Origin of the sequence: Streptomyces achromogenes subsp. achromogenes (assembly GCF_000720835.1) — a bacterium.
Classification (GTDB): Bacteria; Actinomycetota; Actinomycetes; order Streptomycetales; family Streptomycetaceae; genus Streptomyces; species Streptomyces achromogenes.
Genome location: NZ_JODT01000034.1, coordinates 110206 through 132880 on the forward strand (window position 1 = coordinate 110206; position 22675 = coordinate 132880).

16 protein-coding genes and 2 pseudogenes are annotated in these 22675 nt (G+C 74.5%); 7 read left to right on the forward strand and 11 right to left on the reverse strand.

Annotated features, from left to right (window positions below; all coding sequences use genetic code 11):
• Nucleotides 1–58 precede the first annotated feature (58 nt).
• Genes IH25_RS0129545 through IH25_RS0129565 form a run of 5 tightly spaced genes read right to left on the reverse strand, consistent with a single transcriptional unit; the run spans nucleotide 59 to nucleotide 8214 of the window.
• A complete protein-coding gene (locus IH25_RS0129545; protein ID WP_030617331.1) occupies nucleotides 59–1363 on the reverse strand; it encodes an ABC transporter substrate-binding protein in 1305 nt (434 codons plus the stop codon).
• Nucleotides 1360–2442, reverse strand: a complete 1083-nt coding sequence (locus IH25_RS0129550; protein WP_245172914.1) for a hypothetical protein — start codon at nucleotides 2440–2442, stop codon at nucleotides 1360–1362. Before IH25_RS0129550 ends, IH25_RS0129545 begins: the two co-directional genes overlap by 4 nt.
• Nucleotides 2439–4124 (reverse strand): VWA domain-containing protein, encoded by a 1686-nt coding sequence (locus IH25_RS0129555; protein ID WP_030617336.1) that lies wholly within the window; start codon nucleotides 4122–4124, stop codon nucleotides 2439–2441. Before IH25_RS0129555 ends, IH25_RS0129550 begins: the two co-directional genes overlap by 4 nt.
• Before the next feature lie 29 nt (nucleotides 4125–4153).
• Entirely contained in the window at nucleotides 4154–6526 is a 2373-nt protein-coding gene (locus IH25_RS0129560; RefSeq protein WP_030617339.1) for a serine/threonine-protein kinase, read from the reverse strand.
• Nucleotides 6523–8214, reverse strand: coding sequence for a trypsin-like peptidase domain-containing protein (locus IH25_RS0129565; protein WP_030617342.1), 1692 nt, complete (start codon nucleotides 8212–8214; stop codon nucleotides 6523–6525). The genes IH25_RS0129560 and IH25_RS0129565 overlap by 4 nt, the downstream gene beginning before the upstream one ends.
• A gap of 168 nt (nucleotides 8215–8382) precedes the next feature.
• On the opposite strand from IH25_RS0129565, the gene IH25_RS0129570 reads away from it, so the two are divergent.
• Complete coding sequence (locus IH25_RS0129570; RefSeq protein WP_051754189.1) at nucleotides 8383–9156, forward strand: polysaccharide deacetylase family protein; 774 nt, start codon at nucleotides 8383–8385, stop codon at nucleotides 9154–9156.
• A 55-nt stretch (nucleotides 9157–9211) separates the two neighbouring features.
• Nucleotides 9212–9652: an SRPBCC family protein gene (locus tag IH25_RS0129575; protein ID WP_030617348.1), complete on the forward strand. Its 441-nt coding sequence runs from the start codon at nucleotides 9212–9214 to the stop codon at nucleotides 9650–9652.
• Nucleotides 9653–10003: 351 nt separating this feature from the next.
• On the opposite strand, the gene IH25_RS0129580 is transcribed toward IH25_RS0129575, so the two are convergent.
• From IH25_RS0129580 to IH25_RS42590, 3 genes and pseudogenes are all read right to left on the reverse strand, one after another.
• Nucleotides 10004–11461, reverse strand: coding sequence for an NCS2 family permease (locus IH25_RS0129580; RefSeq protein ID WP_030617350.1), 1458 nt, complete (start codon nucleotides 11459–11461; stop codon nucleotides 10004–10006).
• Nucleotides 11462–11610: 149 nt separating this feature from the next.
• Nucleotides 11611–12036 (reverse strand): annotated as a pseudogene (locus IH25_RS42585) (xanthine dehydrogenase subunit D); the annotation flags it as partial.
• Nucleotides 12037–12066: 30 nt separating this feature from the next.
• Nucleotides 12067–12390: pseudogene (locus IH25_RS42590) on the reverse strand (FAD binding domain-containing protein); the annotation flags it as partial.
• A gap of 280 nt (nucleotides 12391–12670) precedes the next feature.
• Here IH25_RS42590 and IH25_RS0129590 point away from each other — a divergent pair.
• On the forward strand, nucleotides 12671–14347 hold the full coding sequence (locus tag IH25_RS0129590) for a PucR family transcriptional regulator (protein ID WP_030617356.1): 1677 nt from the start codon (nucleotides 12671–12673) through the stop codon (nucleotides 14345–14347).
• Between the two features lie 167 nt (nucleotides 14348–14514).
• On the forward strand, nucleotides 14515–15279 hold the full coding sequence (locus IH25_RS0129595; protein ID WP_037655836.1) for a hypothetical protein: 765 nt from the start codon (nucleotides 14515–14517) through the stop codon (nucleotides 15277–15279).
• A gap of 139 nt (nucleotides 15280–15418) precedes the next feature.
• On the opposite strand, the gene IH25_RS0129600 is transcribed toward IH25_RS0129595, so the two are convergent.
• Nucleotides 15419–16108, reverse strand: a complete 690-nt coding sequence (locus IH25_RS0129600) for a GntR family transcriptional regulator (RefSeq protein WP_078844485.1) — start codon at nucleotides 16106–16108, stop codon at nucleotides 15419–15421.
• 179 nt (nucleotides 16109–16287) lie between these two features.
• Between IH25_RS0129600 and IH25_RS0129605 the strand changes: the two genes are divergently transcribed.
• Together IH25_RS0129605 and IH25_RS0129610 are read left to right on the forward strand one after the other, a co-directional pair.
• The gene (locus IH25_RS0129605) at nucleotides 16288–17130 is read left to right on the forward strand and encodes a (2Fe-2S)-binding protein (RefSeq protein WP_030617363.1); all 843 of its coding nucleotides are present in this window, start codon (nucleotides 16288–16290) and stop codon (nucleotides 17128–17130) included.
• A 241-nt stretch (nucleotides 17131–17371) separates the two neighbouring features.
• Nucleotides 17372–18418 carry a DUF2637 domain-containing protein gene (locus tag IH25_RS0129610; RefSeq protein ID WP_030617365.1) on the forward strand — a complete coding sequence of 349 codons (1047 nt, stop codon included), beginning with the start codon at nucleotides 17372–17374 and terminating at the stop codon, nucleotides 18416–18418.
• A gap of 68 nt (nucleotides 18419–18486) precedes the next feature.
• Here the strand turns inward: IH25_RS0129610 and IH25_RS0129615 are convergent, their stop codons facing one another.
• Both IH25_RS0129615 and IH25_RS0129620 read right to left on the reverse strand, forming a co-directional pair.
• A complete protein-coding gene (locus tag IH25_RS0129615) occupies nucleotides 18487–18930 on the reverse strand; it encodes an ATP-binding protein (RefSeq protein ID WP_030617368.1) in 444 nt (147 codons plus the stop codon).
• A gap of 359 nt (nucleotides 18931–19289) precedes the next feature.
• Nucleotides 19290–21032 carry a pyruvate dehydrogenase gene (locus IH25_RS0129620; RefSeq protein WP_030617370.1) on the reverse strand — a complete coding sequence of 581 codons (1743 nt, stop codon included), beginning with the start codon at nucleotides 21030–21032 and terminating at the stop codon, nucleotides 19290–19292.
• 623 nt (nucleotides 21033–21655) lie between these two features.
• Here IH25_RS0129620 and IH25_RS0129625 point away from each other — a divergent pair.
• Nucleotides 21656–22645 (forward strand): helix-turn-helix transcriptional regulator, encoded by a 990-nt coding sequence (locus tag IH25_RS0129625; RefSeq protein WP_030617373.1) that lies wholly within the window; start codon nucleotides 21656–21658, stop codon nucleotides 22643–22645.
• Nucleotides 22646–22675 lie beyond the last annotated feature (30 nt).

Genomic DNA, 22675 nt, shown 5'->3' on the forward strand with positions numbered 1-22675 from the left:
CGAGCGGCCCGCAACGCCCCCTTTCCAATGCCCGGCACCCCTGCCGCGCGGGGGCCCGCTAGGTCCGGTCGCACACCGATGGCAGCCAGGTCAGGCCCGGGGTGCGGCTGAGGGTGTCCAGGGAGCCGAGCAGGCGGTCCAAGCGGTCGGGGTGGGCGAGGAATTCGATGGCCGCCTCGGCGAACGCGTCGCGCACCGCGGGCGGCATGGCGTCGGAGGCGTCGAAGCAGTGCGCCGCCTTCCCGTCGCGCAGGACGAGGGCGAGGGAGCGGTGCCAGGCGGAACGGGAACCGTCGGCGGCGGGCGGCAGACCGGTGTGCACGGAGAAGCCGGACTCCCCCTCGTTCCAAGCGCGTTGGGCGTCGGCCGAGGCCAGGTAGCGGATCAGCTTCCGGGCCTGCGGGGTGTCGTGCAGCAGGGCGACGAGGTCCCCGGAGACCTCCCAGCCGCGCGGGGCGGCCCCGTGGAGCAGCTCGGCGGAGGAGATGTAGCGGCCGTCGGTCTGCCGCCAGGCGGGCCGGCCGCGGATGAACGACGCCTGGTGCTCCAGCGTGCAGCCGCGCGGGCGGGCGGCAACCGGATCCGACGCCGACTGGTACGGGGTCTGCAGGGCCCGCCGGACCAGGTCCGGGTCGCCGCCGGCGCCGACCAGGTCGCGCCAGGCCGTCCAGGCCGACCTCACCTGCGGGGACCGCCAGGACAGATCGCCGCCCGCCCAGCGTTCGTAGACGGCGGGGCCATGGCGCTGGAGCAGGATGTCCTCGATCCAGTCGGTGCCGGGCCAGCCGCTCGTGGCGCCGGAGCCCATGCCGAGGCACCACGCGGCCGGCCGGCGCACGGCCTGCCTCAACTCCCGTTCACCGAGGCCCGACGGGTACCAGACGATGCTCTTCAGGTCGGCCTTCAGCGGGAACCAGTACACGTGCCCGTCGGTCAGCCGGGTGGCCCAGGGCGGGCCGAACTCCGCGTGCCGCACGAGGTCGTCGAGCGGTACGAGGTGCTTCTGCCGGGCGTACTCGGCGAGTTCGCCGGGCCCGGTGAGCACCACCACGTCGGGCGGTGTGCCGGCCTCGACATCGGCGCCGAGCACCTGGCTCTCGGCATTGCTGCCCTGGTAGTCGACGCGGATGTGGTACTTCCGCTGGAACGGCTCGATGACCGCCTCGCGGAAGTGGCGCTCGTCGCCGCCGGTCCAGTTGGCCAGCAGGGTGACGGCCGGCTCGTGCCCGAGGGCGCGTACGCCCATCACGGCGGCCGCCGCCAGGACGGCCAGGCAGCTCGCCACCACGGTGACGGTGCGGACCGCACGGCGGGACCGGGGAGCGGGGGCGGCCGTCACCGGGCCGCCGGGGTGCGCGCTCACCGGGGCCTGAACCGGTAGTCGTCGATGTGCCGCCGCAGGCCCGTCTCGGCCAGTGCCATCAGCAAGGCGCCTCCTATCAGGATCCACACCGCCGCCGCCGCGCGGAAGCCGGTGCCGGCCAGGAGCGAGGCGGTGTCCCGCCCCGCGCCGGGGATGAACCGCCCGGGCAGCGGGCGGTCGAGCAGGGTACGGGTGTGGTTCATCCCCGCTTGCGTCCACACGGTGAACAGCACGGTGACGGCGACACCGGCGAGCAACAGCAGCCCGGCGGCGAGGAGTTGCCGGTTGTAGCGGCGCCGAAAGCGGTGGCGCAGGAAGCGCTGGGTCTCCAGCAGCGCCGCGGCCAGGGCGAGGGCGAGCAGCAGGGTGAGGCTCCAGGCGAGCCGGAGCAGCGGGCCGAAGGAGGTCTGCCGGTGCACGGCGGCCCGCTGCTGCCGTTGCAGGGCCTTCAGCCGGTCCTGTATGCCGGAGCCCTTCTCCGCCAGGACGCCGGTGGCGTAGCTGAGGTACGCCTCGCGCAGGAGGCTGCCTTGAGGCTGGAGTTGGGACCGCTGGACTTTGTCGGCGTAGACGGTGATCAGACCGGCCAGCGTCTGCAGGGCCTGCCGTCCCCCCGGCCCGCCGAGGTCGTCGTCGGCCGCGGCGGCGGCGAGGCTCTGCACGGCGACCGAGATCTGCTTCTGGAAGTCGCTCGTCGGGACCGGCTGGGCGGCGTCCCGCTGGGCCTCGCCGAGCGCGTACAGCGCGGTGTCCAGGGACAGCACGGCCGGGGCGGTGGAGGTGCGCAGCGGGTCGGCGTCGTCGTGCACACCCTGGTACGACACGAACAGCGACAGGGTGAGCAGGGCCGACAGGGCGAGCAGCAGGCGGTGGCGGAGGGCCAGGTCGCGCGCGGTGGTGCTGCCGCCGTCGGAGGGCCGGGTGCCCGTTCTGGTGACCCACGAGACCGGCCGGGAGAGGAGCCGGGCGAGGCCGTGGACCGATCGGCCGGGCGTACGGCGGCCGGCGGGTGAGCCGGCGCCCGCACCCGCGGGCATGCCCTGGCCCGCACCGGGGGTCCCCGCGTTTCCCGGGTTCATGCCGGTGCCCCTCTCAGCAGCCGCCCGCAGTCGCCTCCGCAGTAGACGGAGTCGGCCGGTCCGAGCCAGCGGCAGTCCGGGCACTCGATCAGTCCGTCCGGGCGGACGGGCAGGGTGCCTCCCGGATGCCGGCCGCCGGGGTCCGCGCCGGCAGGACCCGCACCCCCCGAACCCGCCTCGCCCGGACCCGTACCGCCCGCACCGGCGTCGGCCCGTGCCGCACCGCCGTCGTCACGGCTCCCCGGAACACCGGCTCCCGCCGGCCCTCCGGCACCCCCACGCCCCGTACCCACGCCCACGTCCGCACCCGAAGACGCCCCGGAAGGCGGCTCCGGAGGGGTCGTCAGGGCGCTGGAGAGGATGAGGTGCTGCCAGTCGACGTCCTTCAGGCCGGGGCGGATGCGGCCGATGCCCGGTGCGGACTCGATGAGGCGGAGCGCGCCGAGCAGTTGGGCGTCGCCCAGCTCGGCGGCCAGGGCGAGGGCGCGGGTGAGGGCGCGGTCCGCCGCCTCCCGGCCGTCCGCGCCGCGCAGCCAGGCCCGGTAGGCCTGGGCGACGGCGGCGCTCGCCCGCTGGTACAGCTCGTGCCGCCGGACCCCGGGGTGCTGCCGGGAGGCGTCGAGCGGATCGTCGGTCCAGCGCACCAGGATGGGCCGGGGCGGCGGCAGCCGCAGCGGACGTCCGACGCCGGGTACGACGACCTCCACGGCGGCCAGCTGGAGTTCCTCGCCGCTCTCCCGGCCGGTGGGGTCGGCGGTCAGGACGACCTGGAAGTGCCGTACCTCGTCGCCCCAGGCCCGGGTGACGTACTCCGCGGCACGTCCGCCGGGGCCGGCCGGGACGGGTTGCAGCTCCTGTTCGTTCGGCACCACCTGCTTGACCTGGCGGATCACCGTGCCGGGGGTGGTGGGGGTGAGCCGGATGCGCAGTTCGGGCACCGCCGTGCCGAGCAGCCCGGCGACCAGTTCCTCGTAGGCGGCGGTGAGTTCGGACTCCCGGCGGACGGCCCGGGCGCGGCCGTGCAGCCGCCGGGTGATGGTGAGCAGCAGTTCGGCGTCCCAGTCGTCGCCGATGCCCCAGGCGTCGCAGACGAACTGGCCCGCGCAGGCGTCGAGCACGGTCTCCAGCGGCCGGCGGGAGCGGTGGTCGTGCTCGTTGCGGCCGTCGGTGAGCAGCAGGACGTGTTTGACGGGCGCGGGCTGGTCCTTGAGCAGCCGCCGGGCGAGGTCGAGCCAGGCGCCGATCGCGGTGCCGCCGTCGGCGTCCAGGAGGCGGACCGCGCGTTCGGCGGCCTCGCGTTCGCCGGGCCGGGCGACGGCGAGCACCTGGCGGCCGGGACCGGGGTGCACCACGGTGGCCTCGAACCGTCCGGCGAGGACGGCGAAGGCGGTGCCGAAGGGCAGCATCCGGACGGCGGCGGCGGTGGCGTCCTTGGCCGCGTGGAGTTTGGCCGGCGGGTGGAGCATCGAGCGGGAGGTGTCGACGATCAGCACCTCGGCGAGGGCGGGTCCGGTGCCGGGCGCGGGTGTGGCGTGCGGCGCGCCGGCCGGGCCGCGGACCCCGATCTCCAGGATGGCGTGCATCTCGCGTTCGCGGTGGTGCCCGGCCGGGTCGGGCAGGGCGGGCAGTTCCGTCCGCTGACCGACCTCCAGCGTCACCTCGGTCTCCTCGGCCACGGTCATCGCTGTCTCTCCCGGAGCTGGTGGGCGGGTCAGAAGGTGGTCATCGGCCGGACGGCGTGGGCCAGGTCGAGCAGCCGGCCGTGTTCCCCGGCGGTGCGGGCCTGCGCGGCGAGCTGCCGGAAGGACTGCTCCAGCCGGGTGCGCAGTCCGTCCTCGTCCCCGTCGCCCAGCAGGTCTTCGGCGGGGAAGCCCGGGCCCCAGCCCTGGGCGGGGCGGCTGTGCAGGGCGTTCTCGCGGACCTCGGCGATCAGCCGGGCCCGGGACTCGCCGTCCGCGGCGCCGCCGTCCAGGCGCAGTTCGGGCAGTCGCCGGGCGGCGTCGCGCAGACCGGCCGGGGTGGGCGGGACGCCGTGCAGGATGCCGGCGCGGATGCGGACGGCCGCGATGCGGGCGGCGTCGTGGTGCCGGGAGGTGGCGGGGACCTCGTCGAGGACGTGGACGGCGGCGTCCCGGTCGCCGGCCGCGAGGTGGCCGCGGGCCAGGCCGAAGGCGGCGGCGGTGTGCGCGAAGTCGCGTTTCCAGACGGCCTCGTAGTACCGCATGGCGCGGGCCGGGCCGGTGCCGGCGGTGTGCTCGGCGCAGTAGCCGAGGGCGAGCTTGGGCACGTACTCGCCGGGCAGCGCCTGGTAGACGGCGTCGAAGCGGGCGTGGGCCAGGTCGACCTCGCCCTTGCTGAGGTGCAGCACGCCGTGGTGCCAGGCGATGCGCCAGTCGTGCGCGGCGGCGCGTTCGCCGAGCTGGGTCTCGGCCTCGGCGAGCCAGCTCTCCGCCGCTCGCTGCTCGCCCTTGCGCAGGTAGGCGCGGCACAGCCACAGCGCGGTCTCGGGGGTGCCGAGGCGGGATTCGCGGGGCCACTGCCGGGCGACCCGGTCGGGGGCGTCGGGCGGGAAGGAGTCGAGCAGCAGGGCGGCGCCGTCCTCGGGGTCGGGGACGGGTTCGGGCAGGGCGCCGGCCACCTCGGCGGGGTGGGGCGGGGAGACGTCCAGGGCGGCGGGCCGGTCGCCGGTGCGGCGGGTCCAGTGGGCGAGGGCGGGGATGGAGCCGAGTCCGGCGTCGAGGCCGGCGCCCGAGGGGCGGAACAGGGTGGAGCTCTCGGGAAGCTGTTCGCCGAACCTGAGCGCGCGGAACTCGCGCAGCACCTCCCAGAGCTGGCGGGACATCTCGGCGGCGGAGCGGAACCGGGCGCGGGGTTCGGCGTCGGTGGCGCGGGCGATGACACGGCGGAAGGAGTCGGAGGCGAGGCCGCGGGCGGGTTCGGTGCCGCGGGCCAGGGCCTGGAGGGTCATGCCGACGGTGTAGAGGTCGCTGTCGACCTGCCAGCCGCGGCGGTCGACCTCCTCCTTGGGCGGGGCGAAGCCGGGTGTGTAGACGTAGGCGGAGGCGCGGTCGCCGATGGCGCGGACGGCGCCGAGGTCGACGACCTTGACGGCCCGGCCGAAGTGGATGACGTTGGCGGGCTTCATGTCGCAGTAGAGCAGGCCGCGTTCGTGCATGTACTGGAGGGCGCCGAGGATCTTGCAGCCGTAGGTGAGGACGTGGTCGAGGCGGGGGCGGCCGTGGAAGATCCGTTCGATGTCGTCGGCGTCCATGAGCTGTTGCAGGGAGCGTCCGCCGATGTAGTCCATGACGAGGTAGCCGGTGGCGGGGTGGCCGGCGCTCTGGTGCTCGGCGTAGGTGACGATGCGGACGATGTCGGGGTGGTGCAGGGCGGTGAGGGAGCGGCGTTCCTCGACGGCGGTGTGGCGGGCGAGGACGTCGTGGACGTTGATCTGGCCCTTGAGGACGACGCGGTGGCCGTCGGCGCGGGTGTCCTCGGCGAGGTAGATCCAGCCGAGGCCGCCGTGGGCGAGGCAGCCGAGCACCTTGTAGTGGTCGGCGACGATGTCGCCGGGGTCGAGCTGGGGCAGCAGCGAGTAGGGGGTGCCGCAGCGGGGGCAGCGGCCGGTGGGGCGGGCGGGCTGGCCGCCGTAGCCGACGCCGATGGTCATGGTGCAGCCGCCGGCGCCGCAGCGGCGGCCCCCGGTGGGCGGGCGCGGGTCGGTGAGCAGGACGTCGTCGGGGGCGGGGACCTCGGGCAGGACGACCAGTCCGTGCTGGTCGAGTTCGCCGAGTCCCGCGACGGCGTGCACGGCAGCCGGTCCGGGCGGCTCCTCGGCGCCGGCCTCGCCCGTGGACCGCCCGGGCGGTGCGGTACGGGGGCGGGGGTGCGGTCCGGTACGGGGCTCGGAGTGGAGCCCGGTACGGGGCTCGGAGTGGAGCCCGGTACGGGTCCCGGAGTGGGGCCCGGAGTGGGGCCCGGTGCGGGATTCGGTGCTGGATTCGGTGTGCCGGTGGCCGCAGGTGTCGCAGTAGCCGGTGGCCATGATGCGGCCCGCGCAGCCGGGCCGGACGCACGAGGTCATGACGCGCCCTCCTCCTCCGGTGCGGTGGTGGAGCAGAAGCCGACGAACCGCTCGACGGCGGTCTCGGCCCGCTCGATGTCGCAGGGGGTCTGCCGCAGCAGCGACAGCGCCTCCTCGTAGAGCCGGTACGCCGTCATGACCCGGTCGCCGTGCGCGGCGGCCCGCTGCCGGCACAGCGGCCATTCGGCGCCGACGCGGCCGAGGAGTTCGGCGCGGCGGCGCAGCCGGGCGTCCAGCAGACCGATGGCGTTCTCCAGCCGCCGCCGGCGGCGGGCGACGGCGTCCTCGAAGGTGAACAGCAGGGTGGCGGCGGTGGGGTCGCGCTCCGGGTCGGGGGTGTGGGCGACCCAGGCGCGCAGCATCCGGGTGCGCCGCACCCCGGCCTCGGCCCGGTCGAGCAGCGGTCGGGTGCCGGGACCGGGCAGGACGCGGTCCCGGCGGGTGTCGAGGGCCGGGCCCAGGTCCTCGGTGATGCGGTCGAGTTCGGTGCGCAGCCGGGCCCAGCGGTCGCGCAGCGGGCGGTGGACGAGCAGTTCGGCGGCGCGGGCCGCGCGCTCGCCGGGGGTGCGGAAGGCCAGCAGCAGCCGGGCGCCCTGCCGGGCGAGCCGGTCCAGCAGGGCGAGCAGGGCGTCGGGGTCGGCCGCCTCGTCGACACCGGCCAGTACGGCGGCGAGCGGCAGGCGCAGGGTGCCGAGGCGTTCCGGGCGGGGGTCGTCGCGGATGCCGAGGCGTTCGGCGATCCGGTCCATGACCTGGGCGGTGGTCAGTTCCTCGACGTCCAGGGCGAGGTCGTGGGCGCCGGCGGGCGGCACGGTCTCGGGCGGGTCGTGGCTGACGGCGCTGGTGTTGCGGTGGGTGCGCAGTTCGCGGTCGGCGAGGGTGACGGCGCGCTGGAGGGTGAAGGCGCGGTCGCCGCCGGCGGGGACCACGGTGACGAGCACCGGCCAGCCCTCGCCGCGGAACCAGGAGGCGAGTTCGGTGGCGAAGGGCACGTCGAGCCGGCCGGCCGCGGGGCCGGTGCCGGTGCGCAGCCGGGGATCGACGGCCTCGGCGCCGTGGGTCCAGACGGCGACCTGGGGCAGGTGGCTGAGGATGGTCTCGGTGGGGCTCATGTAGCTGAAGGCGGAGCCCGGTCCGTCGTCGACGCTGAGGACGATGCCGATGACCTGGTCGGTGGCGTGGTCCACGACTCCGCCGCCGCTGAAGCCGGGTGCGGCCAGTTCGCCGGGGGTGAGGGGGCGCAGTTGCACCTGGCTGTCCCGGCCGCGGGCGGCGACCAGGGTGGCGCCGTGCCAGCGCCCGCCGTCGTCGCCGTCCGGGAAGCCGTACATGCTGACGGGTCCGTGCGGGGCGGCGAGGCGGTAGAGCCGGGTGGTGTGTGCGGCGGGCAGGGGCGGTGCCAGGCGCAGCAGGGCGAGGTCGCCGCTGCGGTCGCCGAAGGTGTCCTCGCGCTGGGGCACGTGCTCGTCGGGGTCGACGGTGGCGGTGACGGGGCCCAGGCCCGGCACGCCGACCAGGCGGACGGTGTAGTGGTGGCCGGGGCGGACAACATGGCCGGCGGTCAGGACCCGTTCCGGGGCGAGCAGCACCCCCGCACCGAGGACCCGCCCGTCCGGCGTCTCGATGCGCGCGATCCAGGCGGGTGTCCGTAATCGTGCCGTGCCGACTCGCTCCCCCGTGCGCGTCATGGTTCTTGAGGTTACTCGGAGTACCCGGCCGGTACTACTGGTGTGCACGGGGTCTTTGCCCGGTATCACCCCAGGGCCTCGAACGTTTGCGCTATACACGCAGTGTATAGTCCCGGCATGCCTCTCTTGACCGACACGATCGCCACGCCACAGCACGCGCCCAGGAAGATGCACGGAACGGGCCGGAGGTTGCGCCGCCGGGCGCTCGCCTGCGCGGCGGCCGCGGCCGGCCTGACCCTGACCCTGGCCGGCTGTGCCCAGGTCGACACCACCGCTCCGAGCACCGTCCGCGCCGAGGCGGCGCACGGCGCGCCGGCCAAGTTCGGCACCGTCGACTGCCGCAAGGCGAAGTGCATCGCGCTCACCTTCGACGCCGGGCCCAGCGAGAACTCGGCGCGGCTGCTCGACATCCTGAAGGAGAAGAAGGTGCCGGCCACCTTCTTCCTGCTCGGCAAGCGGCACATCGAGAAGTACCCGGAGCTGGTCAAGCGGATGGCGGCGGAGGGCCACGAGGTCGCCAGCCACACCTGGGACCACAAGATCCTCACCAAGATATCGGACAAGGAGATACGTGAGGAGCTGAACCGGCCCAACGAGGCGATCGAGAAGCTCACCGGGCACAAGCCGACCCTGATGCGCCCGCCGCAGGGCCGCACCGACTCCAACGTGCACGAGATCTGCAAGGAGCTGGGCCTGGCGGAGGTGCTGTGGAGCGTGACCGCCAAGGACTACACGACCAACGACTCGGCGCTCATCACCCAGCGCGTGCTGGACCAGTCGTCCCGGGACGGCATCATCCTGCTGCACGACATCTACCCGGGGACCGTGCCGGCCGTACCCGGCATCATCGACGCGCTCAAGCAGCGCGGCTACGTCTTCGTGACGGTCCCCCAGCTGCTGGCCCCCGGCAAGGCGGAGCCCGGCAAGGTGTACCGCCCGTGACCCCCTCGGCCAAGGTGCCGCGGCATGGCGGACCGGCGGTGCCTACGATCGTGCCGTGCCCCTTTTCTCCCTCACCCGTACGGTGCCCCTCCCGCCGGACGAGGCCTGGCGCCGGCTCACCGAGTGGCCACGCCACGCCGACGCCGTCCCGCTGACCCGGGTCAGGGTCCTCACACCCCCGCCGCATCACACGGGCACGCGGTTCGTCGCCCGGTCCGGGCTCGGTCCGTTCACCGTGGACGACGTGATGGAGGTGACGCTCTGGCGCCCGCCGGCCGGGGACGCGGGCGGGATGTGCCGGCTGGAGAAGCGGGGACGGGTGGTCCTGGGCTGGGCGGAGATCGAGGTCCGGCCCGGCCCCGGGGGCGGCAGCCGGGTGGTGTGGCGGGAGGACCTGCGGGTCGCCTTCCTGCCGCGCTTCTTCGACGGAGCCCTGGAACGCGCGTCCCGCCTGCTGTTCGGCCGCGCGGCGGACCGGCTGCTGGCACACCCCTGAGCGGACCGCCCGGCCTGGGTCCTGCCGTGCCTCTGTCGCAGACCTCTCGTACACGCCTTCGGCGATCCGCGCGGCCGTCGACGCCTCCCCCTGGCGGCGACGGCCGGCGCGGTCGCGCGCACCGGCCGGGCGGGACCGTCCGACCGGCCGGTGCGGCGGGGATGCCGTTGGCGCCGCCCCGGGTCGGGCCGGCGGCGAGGGCATCCCCGTAGCCGGGCCGGAAGCGCTTCGGGACGGGACGGTCGCCCGTCCGTCGGCGCTCGTCGGCACGGCTCGTGTACGGCGCCCTCCACGTACCGCCGCCGGACCGGCTCTGTCGGTCCGGCGAGGGGCGTGGAGGGTGCGGGCGGGCTAGTGGACGCCCAGCCAGCCCTCGATGGGGTTGAGGGCGAAGTAGACGAGGAACACCACCGTCAGACCCCACATGAAGGCCCCGATCTCGCGCGCCTTGCCCTGGGCCACCTTGATGGCGACGTAGGAGATGACGCCCGCGGCGACACCGGTGGTGATGGTGTACGTGAACGGCATCAGCACGACGGTCAGGAACACCGGGATGGCGGTGGCGCGGTCGGCCCAGTCCACGTGCCGGGCGTTCATCATCATCATGGCGCCGATGACGACCAGGGCGGCGGAGGCGACCTCCTGCGGCACGATCGCGGTGACCGGGGTGAAGAACAGGCAGGCCGCGAAGAACAGGCCGGTGACGACCGAGGCGAGCCCGGTGCGGGCGCCCTCGCCGACACCGGTGGCCGACTCCACGAACACCGTCTGGCCGGAGCCGCCCGCCACACCGCCGATGGCACCGCCGGCGCCGTCGATGAACAGCGCCTTGGACAGGCCCGGCATGCGTCCCTTGTCGTCGGCGAGGTTGGCCTCGGTGCCGACGCCGATGATGGTGGCCATCGCGTCGAAGAAGCCGGCCAGCACCAGGGTGAAGACGATCATCCCGACGGTCATCGCGCCGACCTCGCCCCAGCCGCCGAACTCGACGTCGCCGAAGAGCGAGAAGTCGGGCATGGAGACCGCGCTGCCGTGCAGTTCGGGCGTGCCGTTGGCCCACTGCTCGGGGTCGATGACACCGGCGGTGTTCAGGATCAGGGCGACGACGGTGCCGCTGACGATGCCGATGAGGATGGCGCCGGGGAAGTTACGGGCCTGGAGCATGAAGATCAGCAGCAGGGTGCCGGCGAACAACAGCACCGGCCAGCCGGTCAGTTCACCGGCGGGGCCGAGGCTGACGGGGCCGCCCTTGCCCTGGTGGACGAAGCCGGCCTTGTAGAAACCGATGAACGCGATGAACAGGCCGATGCCCATCGTGATGCCGTGCTTGAGCGCGAGCGGTATCGCGTTCATGATCATTTCGCGCAGGCCGGTGACGACGAGCAGCATGATGATCACGCCGTACATCACACACATGCCCATGGCCTGCGGCCAGGTCATCTCGGGGGCGACCTGGGTGGACAGGACGCCGGAGACGGACAGGCCGGCGGCGAGGGCGAGCGGCACCTTGCCGACGAAGCCCATCAGCAGCGTGGTGAAGGCCGCCGCGAACGCGGTCGCGGTGATCAGAGCCTTCTGGCCGAGCGTGTCCCCCGCCGCGTCCTTGCCGGACAGGATGAGGGGGTTGAGCAGGAGGATGTACGCCATCGCCATGAAGGTGGTGATGCCGCCGCGCACTTCCCGCGCGACCGTGGATCCTCTTCTGGATATGTGGAAGTACCGGTCGAGCCAGGACCGGCCCGCGGGGACGCGGCTGCCTTCGCCCGCGTCCTCGGCGGCGGTCCTGGGCTCCACTGACTGATGGGTCATGGGCCAACTCCCAAGGTTCATAGGGACACCCGTGCGACGCTGTGCCGCACGGGATTTGGGATTGGACGACCCGGGGGACGGCCCGAGACGAACAGTGGGGTTCGGGGGAGCAAGTCCCCCGGAGAAGCACCGGTCGCAGCCCCTGGGGGTTACGCGGTTCCCGTGCGGTGCTCGGGACGTACCGGCGTGCGGTGGGGCCCGAAGCCCGTCGCGTCCCGGATCGCCGCGAGGACGGCCGGGGAGGACGACAGGGGCGGGGCCTCGCCGGCGTCGCGCGGCCCGTAGGGGGCGTGCTCGTCGGCGAGTCCGAGCACGCCGACCGGCGGGGCCGGCGTGCCGAGGATGGTGGGGACCAGGTGGTCCGGGAGGGAGGGGTTCCGGACCCTCGCCGTCCTGGGAGCGACGAGGATCTCCTCCTCCATCGCCGCCGCGCCCGGGTCCTGGGCCGCCGTACCGCCCTGGATCCGGCCGGTGACGGCGGGCGGGTCGAGTACCTTGCGGATGTCCTTGGCGCGGGCCGGCTCGATCACCTTGGCCGAACCCGGCCCGGTGCCGGCCGCGGCCACGGCGCGGTGGCGGATCCACGGCGCGGGCGCGAGGCCCGGCAGCTCGGTACGGAGACTCCGCATGAGCTCGCCGTACGGGACGCGGGTGCCCAGCCGCGCGCCCTGCCCGCCGGTCTCCCCCTCGTGGAGTCCGACGACGCTGTGCAGGTCGAGCGGGTACTCGGGCCGCCGGTGGCCGAAGTCGGTCTCGACCATGGCATCGGTGCCGCCCGCGATCGGCGCAGCGGTGGGGTGCCCGGCCTTCGCGGCGAGCGCCTCCTCCCGGCTGGCGGGGCGAAGGAAGTCCATGACCGGCTCTCTTCTTCGTCTCGTGAGTCGTGCGGATCGAGCCAATCCGTGGGTGTTCGGGCGCGGCTCGTTCATGTGCTGTTCACGCGGAGTGGACCCAGTAGACCGCCCGGTACTCCGGACCGGTCAGTCACCGAAACCATGAAGGAGTTGGCTGGCCAGGGCGGGCATCTTGTAGATTCGTATGAACGGAGGCCCTCGGTAACCTCTCCGATTCCCTGGGGAAACGCGGGAAACAGCGCGGAGAACCGCGCCACGCCACCCGGGCGTCCGGTTCCGGATGCCCCGGGGACGGCCCCGGGCCCACCTCCCAAGTTCCATCGTAGGTTTCGAGACAAAGAACGGCGGCGACGAGATGCGGCTGCGCGCACTGCTGGACACCGATGCGCTGGGCCTGCGGCTGCTCGGCGGCGAGGACGAGCTGGACCGCGCGGTACGCGGGGTCATGACCACCGACCTGCGCGACCCGAGCCGCTACCTCTCCGGCGGCGAGCTGGTGCTGACCGGCCTGGCCTGGCGCAGGGACGCCGCGGACTCCGAACCTTTCGTCCGCATCCTGACCCAGGCGGGGGTGGCGGCGCTCGCGGCGGGCGAGGCGGAGCTGGGCGATGTGCCGGAGGACCTGGTGCTGGCCTGCGCCCGGCACCGGCTGCCGCTGTTCGCGGTGCACGAGTCGGTGGCGTTCGCCACGATCACCGAGCACGTGGTCCGGCAGGTCTCCGGCGAGCGGGCCGGAGACCTGGCCGCGGTGGTGGACCGGCATCGCCGGATGATGACCTCGGGCCCGGCGGGCGGCGGCCCGGACGTGGTCCTGGACCTGCTCGGCTCCGACCTGGACCTGCGCGCCTGGGTGCTCTCCCCCACCGGCCGGCTGATCGCCGGCTCCAAGGTGGCGGGCCCGGCGCTGCCCGCCGAGACCTGCACCCGGCTGGCCGCCGAGCACCTGGCGGCCAGCCGCACCGGCCGCCGCGGCCCGCACCGGGTCCAGCTGCACGGCGCCACGTACTCCCTGTTCCCCATCCGCTCCTCCGGCCGCTCCCCGCAGGCCGCCCGCGATGTGCGGGAGACGGTGCTGTCGGACTGGCTGCTGGCCGTGGAGGCGGACGCGGGCGACTGGCCCGGGGAGCGGCTGGACCTGCTCCAGGGCGTCACCCAGCTGATCGCCGTCGAACGCGACCGCAGGGACGCGGCCCGCACGGTCCGGCGCCGGCTCGCCCAGGAGGTGCTGGAGTTGGTGCAGACCGGTGCCGCGCCCGCCGAGATAGCCGCCCGGCTCCGGGTGGCGGCGCCGGTGCTGCTGCCCGGGCTCGGCGCGGCCCCGCACTGGCAGGTCGTGGTGGCCCGCGTGGAGTGGGAGGGCGGCCACCCGATCGACGGCGGCCAGGTCGCCCAGTCGCTGCTGGAGGAGGTGCTGGTGGACCCGCTGGCGACCGGCCCGGAGCCCTCCGACCGGATCGCCGTCGCGCACACCGGGGACGAGGCGGTCGCCCTGGTCCCGCTGCCCTCGGTCGCCGCCGAGCACGACGGCTCGGAGGCCGGGCTGCTCGCCGACTCGCTGCTCCAGGCGGTGCGCGAGCCGCTGTCGGCGGGCCTGGACGACGACGGCCGGCTCACCCTCGGCGTCAGCGCGGCCGTGCACTCGGCGGAGGGCCTGCGCGGCGCCCTGGAGGAGGCCCGGCACGCCCGCCGGGTCGCGGCCGCCCGCACCGGCCGGGTCTGCGCGGCCGGCCACCAGGAACTGGCCAGCCATGTGCTGCTGCTCCCGTTCGTCCCGGACGACGTCCGCCGCGCCTTCACCGCGCGGCTGCTGGACCCGCTGAAGGACTACGACCGGCGGCACCGGGCGGAGCTGATCCCGACGCTGGAGGCGTTCCTGGACTGCGACGGCTCCTGGACCCGCTGCGCCACCCGTCTCCACCTGCACGTCAACACGCTGCGCTACCGGGTCGGGCGGATCGAGCAGTTGACGGGACGGGACCTGTCCCGGCTGGAGGACAAGCTGGACTTCTTCCTCGCCCTGCGCATGAGCTGAGGCCGGCGGGGGGCGCGCGGCGGGCGGCCCGGCCTCGTCCGCGTCCCCCTACTTTGTGAAATTTTTCACCCGTCCTCTTGGCCGGGCCCGGCGATTGGTGCTGGAATGCGGCCACCACTCAACAGCTCGATGGCGTGCATGGGGAGGGCAACGTGGCGCATACCGCCATGTCTGGTGATGGAACGACCGATGACGATCCTGTCCAGACCGCGGTATGGCGGCTGCGCAGCCGGGCCTGCTGGGCCGACGCGGCGGCCCTGCTGCCGGCCGACGGGGCCGCCCCGGCGCTCCAGCGGGCCGCGCTGCTGGTCGAGCGGTGCCTGTACACCGAGCGGGGCTGGGCCGAGGCGGAGGACGCGCTGCGCACGGCGGAGGCGCTGGCGCACACCGACGACGAACGGGGGGCCGCCGCCTGCGAGCGGGGCCAGCTCGCCTACACGGCCACGCTGCACGGCGTCCGGGACCGCGCGGACGAGGCGCGGGCCGCGCTGGGCCGGGCGGCGGCGCTGCTGCCTCCGGGGTCGCGGGGTCGGGCGCTGCTGGACTTCCGCCGGGGGCTGGTCGCCGAGAACCTGACCCGCTCCCCACAGGCGGCCCGGGCCGCGTACCGCCGGGCGCACGCGGCGGCGGGCGCGCACGCCGACGCCCTGCTGCTGTCGTTCACCTGGCGGCATCTGGCCGGACTCGCCCTGCGGGACGGGGAGTTGGCCGAGGCGCGGCACGGTTTCGCCGAGTCCCTGCGGATCCGGGAGGAGCTGGGTTATCTGGTGGGCACGGCGCCGGCGCTGGTGTCCCTGGCCGACACCGAGGAGGAACCGGAGGCGTCCCGGCTGCGTGAGGAGGCCCGGCGGCTGTTCCGGCTCCTGGGGGGCGTCCCGACCTGGCTGGCACGCCAACTGGCGCCGCCGGCACCGGGGGTGGCCACGGCGTAGGAGCGGCCGACGGGACGGGGGCGGGGCGGTCCGGGTACGGTGCCGGGTGCGGGTCCGCCGTGGCCGGTCGCGCGGTTCCCCGCGCCCCTTACGGGGATGCGCCCCACCGTCGTGGTCCACGGGCAGCCCGGGGAACGTGTCAGCACACGCCCGCGAAATGCCGCCGCACCAGCCCCCGTACCGCCTCCACGTCCCCGGCCGCCAACGCGTCCAGCAGAGCCACGTGTTCGGCCGCGTCGGCGACCAGCGCGGCCCTGCCCCGCCGGACCGGCGGCCACTGCGCCCGCCGGTGCAGGTCCTCGGCGATCCGGACCAGCTGCTCGTTGCCGGCCAGGGCGAGCAGCGCCCCGTGGAAGGCGCGGTCGGTCTCGGCGTACGCCGCCGGGCAGCCCGTGGCCGCCGCCCGCACCGTCTCCTGCGCGAGCGGCCGCAGCCCGGCCCACCGCTCGGCCGGCACCGTGCGGGCGAGGCGCACCATCACCGGCACCTCGATGAGCGCGCGCACCTCCGCCAGCTCGGCCAGCTCCCGCGCCCCGCGCTCGACCACCCGGAAGCCGCGGTTGGGCACGACCTCGACGGCGCCCTCCAGCGCGAGCTGCTGCATGGCCTCCCGTACCGGCGTGGCCGAGACGCCGAAGCGCTCGCCGAGCACCGGAGCCGAGTACACCTCGCCCGGCCTCAGGTCGCCGGTGACCAGCGCGGTGCGCAGCGCGTCCAGGATCTGCCCGCGCACCGAGGAGCGCTGGATGGGAACCCGCCGGTCGGCGGGGGCGGGCCCGCCCGGGGCCGCGACCGGCCGGCCCGGGGAGCCCTGCACGCCCTGCTTCACGGGTCCTCCTGGCGGCTTGTCGGTACTTGGGGTCATTGACGACGGGTTGTCGGTTGTCCGTCAAGCACCTTAGGCGCACCGGGCGGCAGTTCAAACTTCGCCCGATATGAGTAAGGTAAGGCTTACCTGTACAGCTCGGTCCGTGTCCGCGGACGCGTCCAAGGATCGGTGGTTCCGCCATGCCCGCTGCGGCCTCGCCGCTCACCGCCGCCTACGAGCGCCTCGGCGCGGTCTTTCCGGGGCTGACCGTGACCGAGCTGGGCCCGGACGACCCGGCGCCCGGCGGCCCCGGCTGGGTCGGCGCCGCGGAGCTCGCGGCGGGCGGCGCGGCGCTGGACGCCTTCCTGGCCTGGGACGCGGCGCAGGTGGAACGGGACTACGGCGGCCCGGCCCGCCCGGACGTCGTCGCGAGCTTCGGCCTGCACCGCTACGCCTGGGCCGCCTGCCTGCTGATCACCGTCCCGTGGTTCTGGCACCGCCGGGTGCCCCGGCTGCCGGTGACCCACGTCCGCTACGACCGCGCGGCCGGCCGGATGGCCGTACGCCGCCCGGTTTCCGTCGCCTGTCTGCCGGGCGACCCCGCCGCCGCGCTGCCCGGCACGGTCGTCGTACCGGACGAGGAGGCGCTGCGGGCAAAGGTGCGCGCGGCCGTCGCCGAGCATCTTCAGCCGGTGCTCGCGGCCTTCGGGCCCCGGATGCGGCGGCGCGGACGCGCGCTGTGGGGCATGGCGACGGACGAGGCCGTGGAGGGGCTGTGGTACGTCGCCGGGCTGGCCGGCGCGGACGAGGCGGCCCGGGCCGTGCGGGAGCTGGAGCTGCTGCTGCCGGGGACGACCCCGCCGTACGCCGGCTCGGCCGGGTTCCGGACGCTGACCGCCCCGGACGGTGCCGCGCTGCCCACCCGGGACCGGGCGAGCTGCTGCATGTTCTACACCGTTCGTCCGCAGGACACCTGTGTGACGTGTCCGCGTACCCGGGACGGCGAGAGGATCGCCAGGCTCACCGCGGCCGCGGCCGGTTGAGGAATCGTTCCGGCCGGGCACAACCGTCCCACCCGTCGCGGAAACTTCTCCCAGGACCATCCGTACGGGTAGTCTGTTCGAACTCAACTCCCGCCCCTCAAAAGGCAGTTCGAGCAGAACGCCGCCCTGGGCATCCCTCGCGCACTCCCTTGGCGGCCTCTTGCCCCGAAACCCCCTGAGGGCCGCCGGGAATGGGCCACTATGGCGGGCGTTACGCCCTATCCCCATGCAAGGGACCCTGATGAGACTGACCGACATATCGCTGAACTGGCTGCTGCCCGGCGCCGTCCTGCTCCTGGGCATGCTGGTGGCAGTGGCGGTGCTCGCCCGCGGCAAGCGCTCCGCCGGGGAGGACGCGGGCGCGGACGACTCCTGGGAACGCAGCGAGGAGCGCCGCCGGCGCAAGGAGGCCCTCTACGGCACGGCCTCCTACGTGCTGCTGTTCTGCTGTGCGGCGGTGGCGGCGGCCCTGTCCTTCCACGGCCTGGTCGGCTTCGGCGAACAGAACCTCGGACTGAGCGGCGGCTGGCAGTACCTGGTGCCGTTCGGGCTGGACGGCGCGGCGATGTTCTGCTCCGTCCTCGCCGTGCGCGAGGCGAGCCACGGTGACGCCGCCCTCGGCTCCCGGCTGCTCGTGTGGCTGTTCGCCGCGGCGGCGGCCTGGTTCAACTGGGTGCACGCGCCGCGCGGCGCGGGACACGCCGGCGCCCCGCAGTTCTTCTCCGGCATGTCGCTGTCGGCCGCCGTGCTGTTCGACCGGGCGCTGAAGCAGACCCGCCGGGCCGCGCTGCGCGAACAGGGCCTGGTGCCGCGCCCGCTGCCGCAGATCCGGATCGTACGCTGGGTGCGGGCGCCCCGCGAGACCTACCGTGCCTGGTCGCTGATGCTCCTGGAGGGTGTGCGCAGCCTGGACGAGGCGGTCGAGGAGGTGCGCGAGGACAAGCGGCAGAAGGACGAGGCCCGGCAGCGCAGGCGCGACCAGCAGCGCGTGGAGCGGGCCCGGCTGAAGGCGATCAGCCGGGGCCGGCCCGGCTTCACCGGCCGGGGCGCCGGCCGGCAGGCCGAGGTGCAGCCGGTGGAGCGCGGGTCCGCCCCGGCGGCGACCGCGGAGCCCGCCATATCCACCCCGGAGCCGCTGCCCGTCCGCGCCCGGCCCTCTCTCCAGCCGGTCCGCGGCGCCGCTGAACCGCTGACGGTCGACCTGACGGCCGAGGACGACACCATGGCCCTGCCGCGACTGGACTCCCTGGAGCGCAAGCTCAAGGACCTGGAGCAGCAGCTCGGCTGATCATCCGCCGGGGCGGGCGCGGGGGCCGGGGTCTGACCGCCCCAGCTCCGCCTCGCCCCGTCACCGGCTCACGCCGCCTCGGCGCCCAGTTCGAACCACACCGACTTGCCCACCCCGTGCGGCCGTACCCCCCAGGCGTCGGCCAGGGACTCGACCAGCACCAGGCCCCGGCCGTGGGTGTCGTCGTCCGTGTCCGGGGTGTGCCGCTCGGGTCTGCGGGACACGAAGTCCCGTACCTCCACGCGCAGTCCGTCCGGTTCCAGCACGGCCGTCAGGACGGCGTCGTGGTCGGTGTGGACGATCGCGTTGGTGACGAGTTCGCTGGTGAGCAGTTCGGCTATCTCCGAGCGGCCCGGTCTGCCCCACTGCCGCAGCAGTTCGCGCAGCGCCCGGCGGGCCTCCGGGACCGCTCTGAGGTCTGCCCGGCCCAGCCTGCGCCGAAGCCGTCGCGCGTCGTCGGTGATGGTGTCCGTCTGGTCCCCCGCTGTCGCCGAGTAGGCCTCGACGGTCATCGGACCGCCCCCTCGCGCCTGCCTCTTCATGACCCCCGCCCGCACGCCGCCGGTCCCTGCCCCTCCTGGTCGAACACGTTCACGGGGGGATGCTTGCCCAGCGGACACCGGGGCAGTCCTGGCGTATGCCCGATGACCGGCGGTTCGGCCATATCCGCACACCGCCCCGGCCGCCCGGGGCACCGCTCCGCCGCCAGGCACCGGGCGCCACGGACGCCGCAGGACGCCACCGGGGCCCCGTGACGGCGGTCCGGCTCCACCCGGCACCCGTGGTCGGTACGCCGTCACAGCACGTGAAACTGGCCGAAATACGCTCCCCCGCGAGGGCGCTCAGGGGCGTGCACGTTCCGCGAAGGCGCTCAGGGGCGGGGCACGTTCCGCAGGTTGGAGCGGGCCATCTGGAGCATCCGGCCGACCCCGCCGTCCAGCACGATCTTGGACGCGGACAGCGCGAACCCGGTGACCATCTCGGCGCTGATCTTCGGGGGGATGGACAGGGCGTTGGGGTCGGTGACGATGTCCACCAGGGCCGGCCCCTTGTGCTTGAAGGCCTCCTTGAGCGCCCCGGCGAGCTGCTTGGGCTTCTCCACCCGCACACCGTGGGCGCCACAGGCCCGGGCCACGGCGGCGAAGTCCGGGTTGGTGTTGGCGGTGCCGTACGAGGGCAGGCCCGCGACCAGCATCTCCAACTCGACCATGCCGAGCGAGGAGTTGTTGAACAGCACCACCTTCACCGGCAGGTCGTACTGCACGAGCGTGAGGAAGTCGCCCATCAGCATGGAGAAGCCGCCGTCCCCGGACATCGCCACCACCTGCCGGCGCCGGTCGGTGAACTGGGCGCCGATCGCCATCGGCAGCGCGTTGGCCATGGACCCGTGCGAGAACGAACCGATGATCCGGCGGCGTCCGTTGGGCGTGATGTAACGGGCGGCCCAGACGTTGCACATTCCGGTGTCCACGGTGAACACGGCGTCGTCGTCGGCGACTTCGTCGAGTACGGCGGCCACGTACTCGGGGTGGATCGGGACGTGCTTGTCGACCTTGCGGGTGTAGGCCTTGACCACGCCCTCCAGCGCGTCGGCGTGCTTCTTCAGCATCCGGTCGAGGAACCGCCGGTCCGTCTTCTCCTTCACCCGCGGGATCAGGCACCGCAGCGTCTCGCGTACGTCGCCCCACACGGCGAGGTCGAGCCGGGAGCGGCGGCCGAGCACCTCGGGCCGCACGTCGACCTGGGCGATGCGCACGTCGTCGGGCAGGAAGGCGTTGTACGGGAAGTCGGTGCCGAGCAGGATCAGCAGGTCGCACTCGTGGGTGGCCTCGTAGGCGGCGCCGTAGCCGAGCAGCCCGCTCATGCCGACGTCGAAGGGATTGTCGTACTGGATGTACTCCTTCCCCCTGAGCGCGTGGCCCACCGGTGACTTGATCTTGCCGGCGAACTCCATCACCTCGGCGTGCGCGCCGGCCGTGCCGCTGCCGCAGAACAGGGTGACCCTGCCGGCCGCGTCGATCATCTCCGCCAGCCGGTCGATCTCGGCGTCCCCGGGCCGCACGGTGGGCCGGGAGGTGACGAGCGCGCTCTGCGCCGCCTTCTCCGGGGCGGGCTCGGCGGCGATGTCCCCGGGCAGCGACACCACGCTCACCCCCTGCTGCCCGACCGCGTGCTGGATGGCGGTCTGCAGCAGCCGGGGCATCTGCTTCGGGCTGGAGATCAGCTCGCTGTAGTGGCTGCACTCCTGGAACAGCCGGTCCGGGTGGGTCTCCTGGAAGTAGCCGAGACCGATCTCGCTGGAGGGGATGTGGGAGGCGAGCGCGAGCACCGGGGCCATGGAGCGGTGGGCGTCGTACAGGCCGTTGATCAGGTGCAGGTTGCCGGGGCCGCAGGAGCCGGCGCAGGCGGCGAGCTTGCCGGTGATCTGGGCCTCGGCGCCGGCGGCGAAGGCGGCGGTCTCCTCGTGGCGTACGTGGATCCAGTCGATGGCGGCGTTGCGGCGGACGGCGTCCACGACCGGGTTGAGGCTGTCGCCGACGACCCCGTAGAGGCGGCGCACGCCCGCGCGGACGAGGATGTCGACGAACTGCTCGGCGACGTTCTGTTTGGCCATGGCTCGCGTCTGCCCCTTCGTTCCCGGAATACGGCCCTGCCGTTTCCATCAATCCACAGGGCCCGGGGTTACGCCTCCCCACACGGCCGCCGCCGTACGGTCGTCGGCGTACCCCTGCACCAGCACATCACCCGGACGGGCTACCGGGGCGCGGACCCGGAAGGGCCCGCGGGACGGCCCGGGGCCGGGGGTCGGGGGTCCTGGGCCGTCGGGCCGTCGCCGGGCGGGCCGGAGCCGACGTGGTCCGGGGTGTCCGCGGGGGCGGCGGGAGGGTCCGGACGCGGCGGCCCGGTCCGCTCCAGTCTGGCTTGCGGCGAAAGGTTGTTGGCCGCCGGGCGGCCCCACCCCCCACGGGAGGGCCGCCCGGCGGCGTTCGAGGTGGCCCGGTCCCGGATCCCCTGACACGCGCTCGCACACGGGTCCGGGCCACCGCACCGGCCGGGTTCCCCGGGATCGCGCCCGTGAACCAGGTGAACGGCCGTGCGTTCCGGGGCTGTTGTCACCTTGGCAGACGCGCCGCCCCTACGGCGATGATGTCCGGCGGCGGGTTTGCGCCGTGGCCGTTTCCCGCCACGCCGCTTTTCGCCTCCGTTGGGCGGACGCACAGGGAGGGACGCAGGGCGATGCTGGCAGCGATAGGCCTGGACGAGACGCACGAGGCCGCCTACCGGGCGCTGGTGTCCGTGGGCGCGGCCGACGTCGCCGATCTGGCGCGGCGTCTGACGCTGGCCGAGCAGGATGCCGAGCGGGCGCTGCGCCGGCTGGAGCGGCACGGGCTGGCGGCCCAGTCCCCGGCCCGGCCGGGCCGCTGGGTCGCGGCGCCGCCCGGGGTGGCGCTGGCCGCCCTGCTCACCCAGCGGCGGCACGAGCTGGAGCAGGCGGAGCTGACGGCAGCGCTGCTCGCGGAGGAGTACCGGGCGACGGCGGCGGAACCGGCGGTGCACGATCTGGTGGAGGTGGTGACCGGCGCCTCGGCGGTCGCCCAGCGCTTCCTCCAGCTCCAGCTGGGGGCTGCGGAAGAGGTGTGCGCGCTGGTGACCGGCGACCCGATGGTGGTGTCCGGGACGGAGAACGAGGCGGAGGAACAGGCGGCCGGGCGCGGGGTGCGCTACCGGGTGGTGGTGGAGCGCGCGGTACTGGACCGGCCGCACGGGCTGACCGAGCTGCGGGCGGCGCTCGGCCGGGACGAGCGGGTCCGGGTGGTGGATCGGGTGCCGACGAAGCTGGTGGTGGCCGACCGTTCGCTCGCCCTGGTGCCGCTGACCTCGAAGTCCGCCGAGCCGGCCGCGCTGGTGGTGCACGCCAGCGGGCTGCTGGAGCTGCTCGCCGGGCTGTTCGAGTCGGTGTGGCGCGACGCGCTGCCGCTGCGGCTGGGTGCCGAAGGGGTGACCGAGGAGCCGCCGGGCCGGCCCGACCCCACCGATCTGGAGGTGCTCTCGCTGCTGCTGGCCGGGCTGACCGACGCGAGCGTGGCCAAACAGCTGGACGTGGGGCTGCGGACCGTGCAGCGGCGGGTGCGGCGGCTGATGGAGCTGGCGGGGGTGACCACCCGGATGCAACTGGGCTGGCACGCGCGCGAACGGGGCTGGGTGACGCGGGAGGAACAGCACTGACCCGGTCCGGTCCCGGCCGGGGCCGGACCG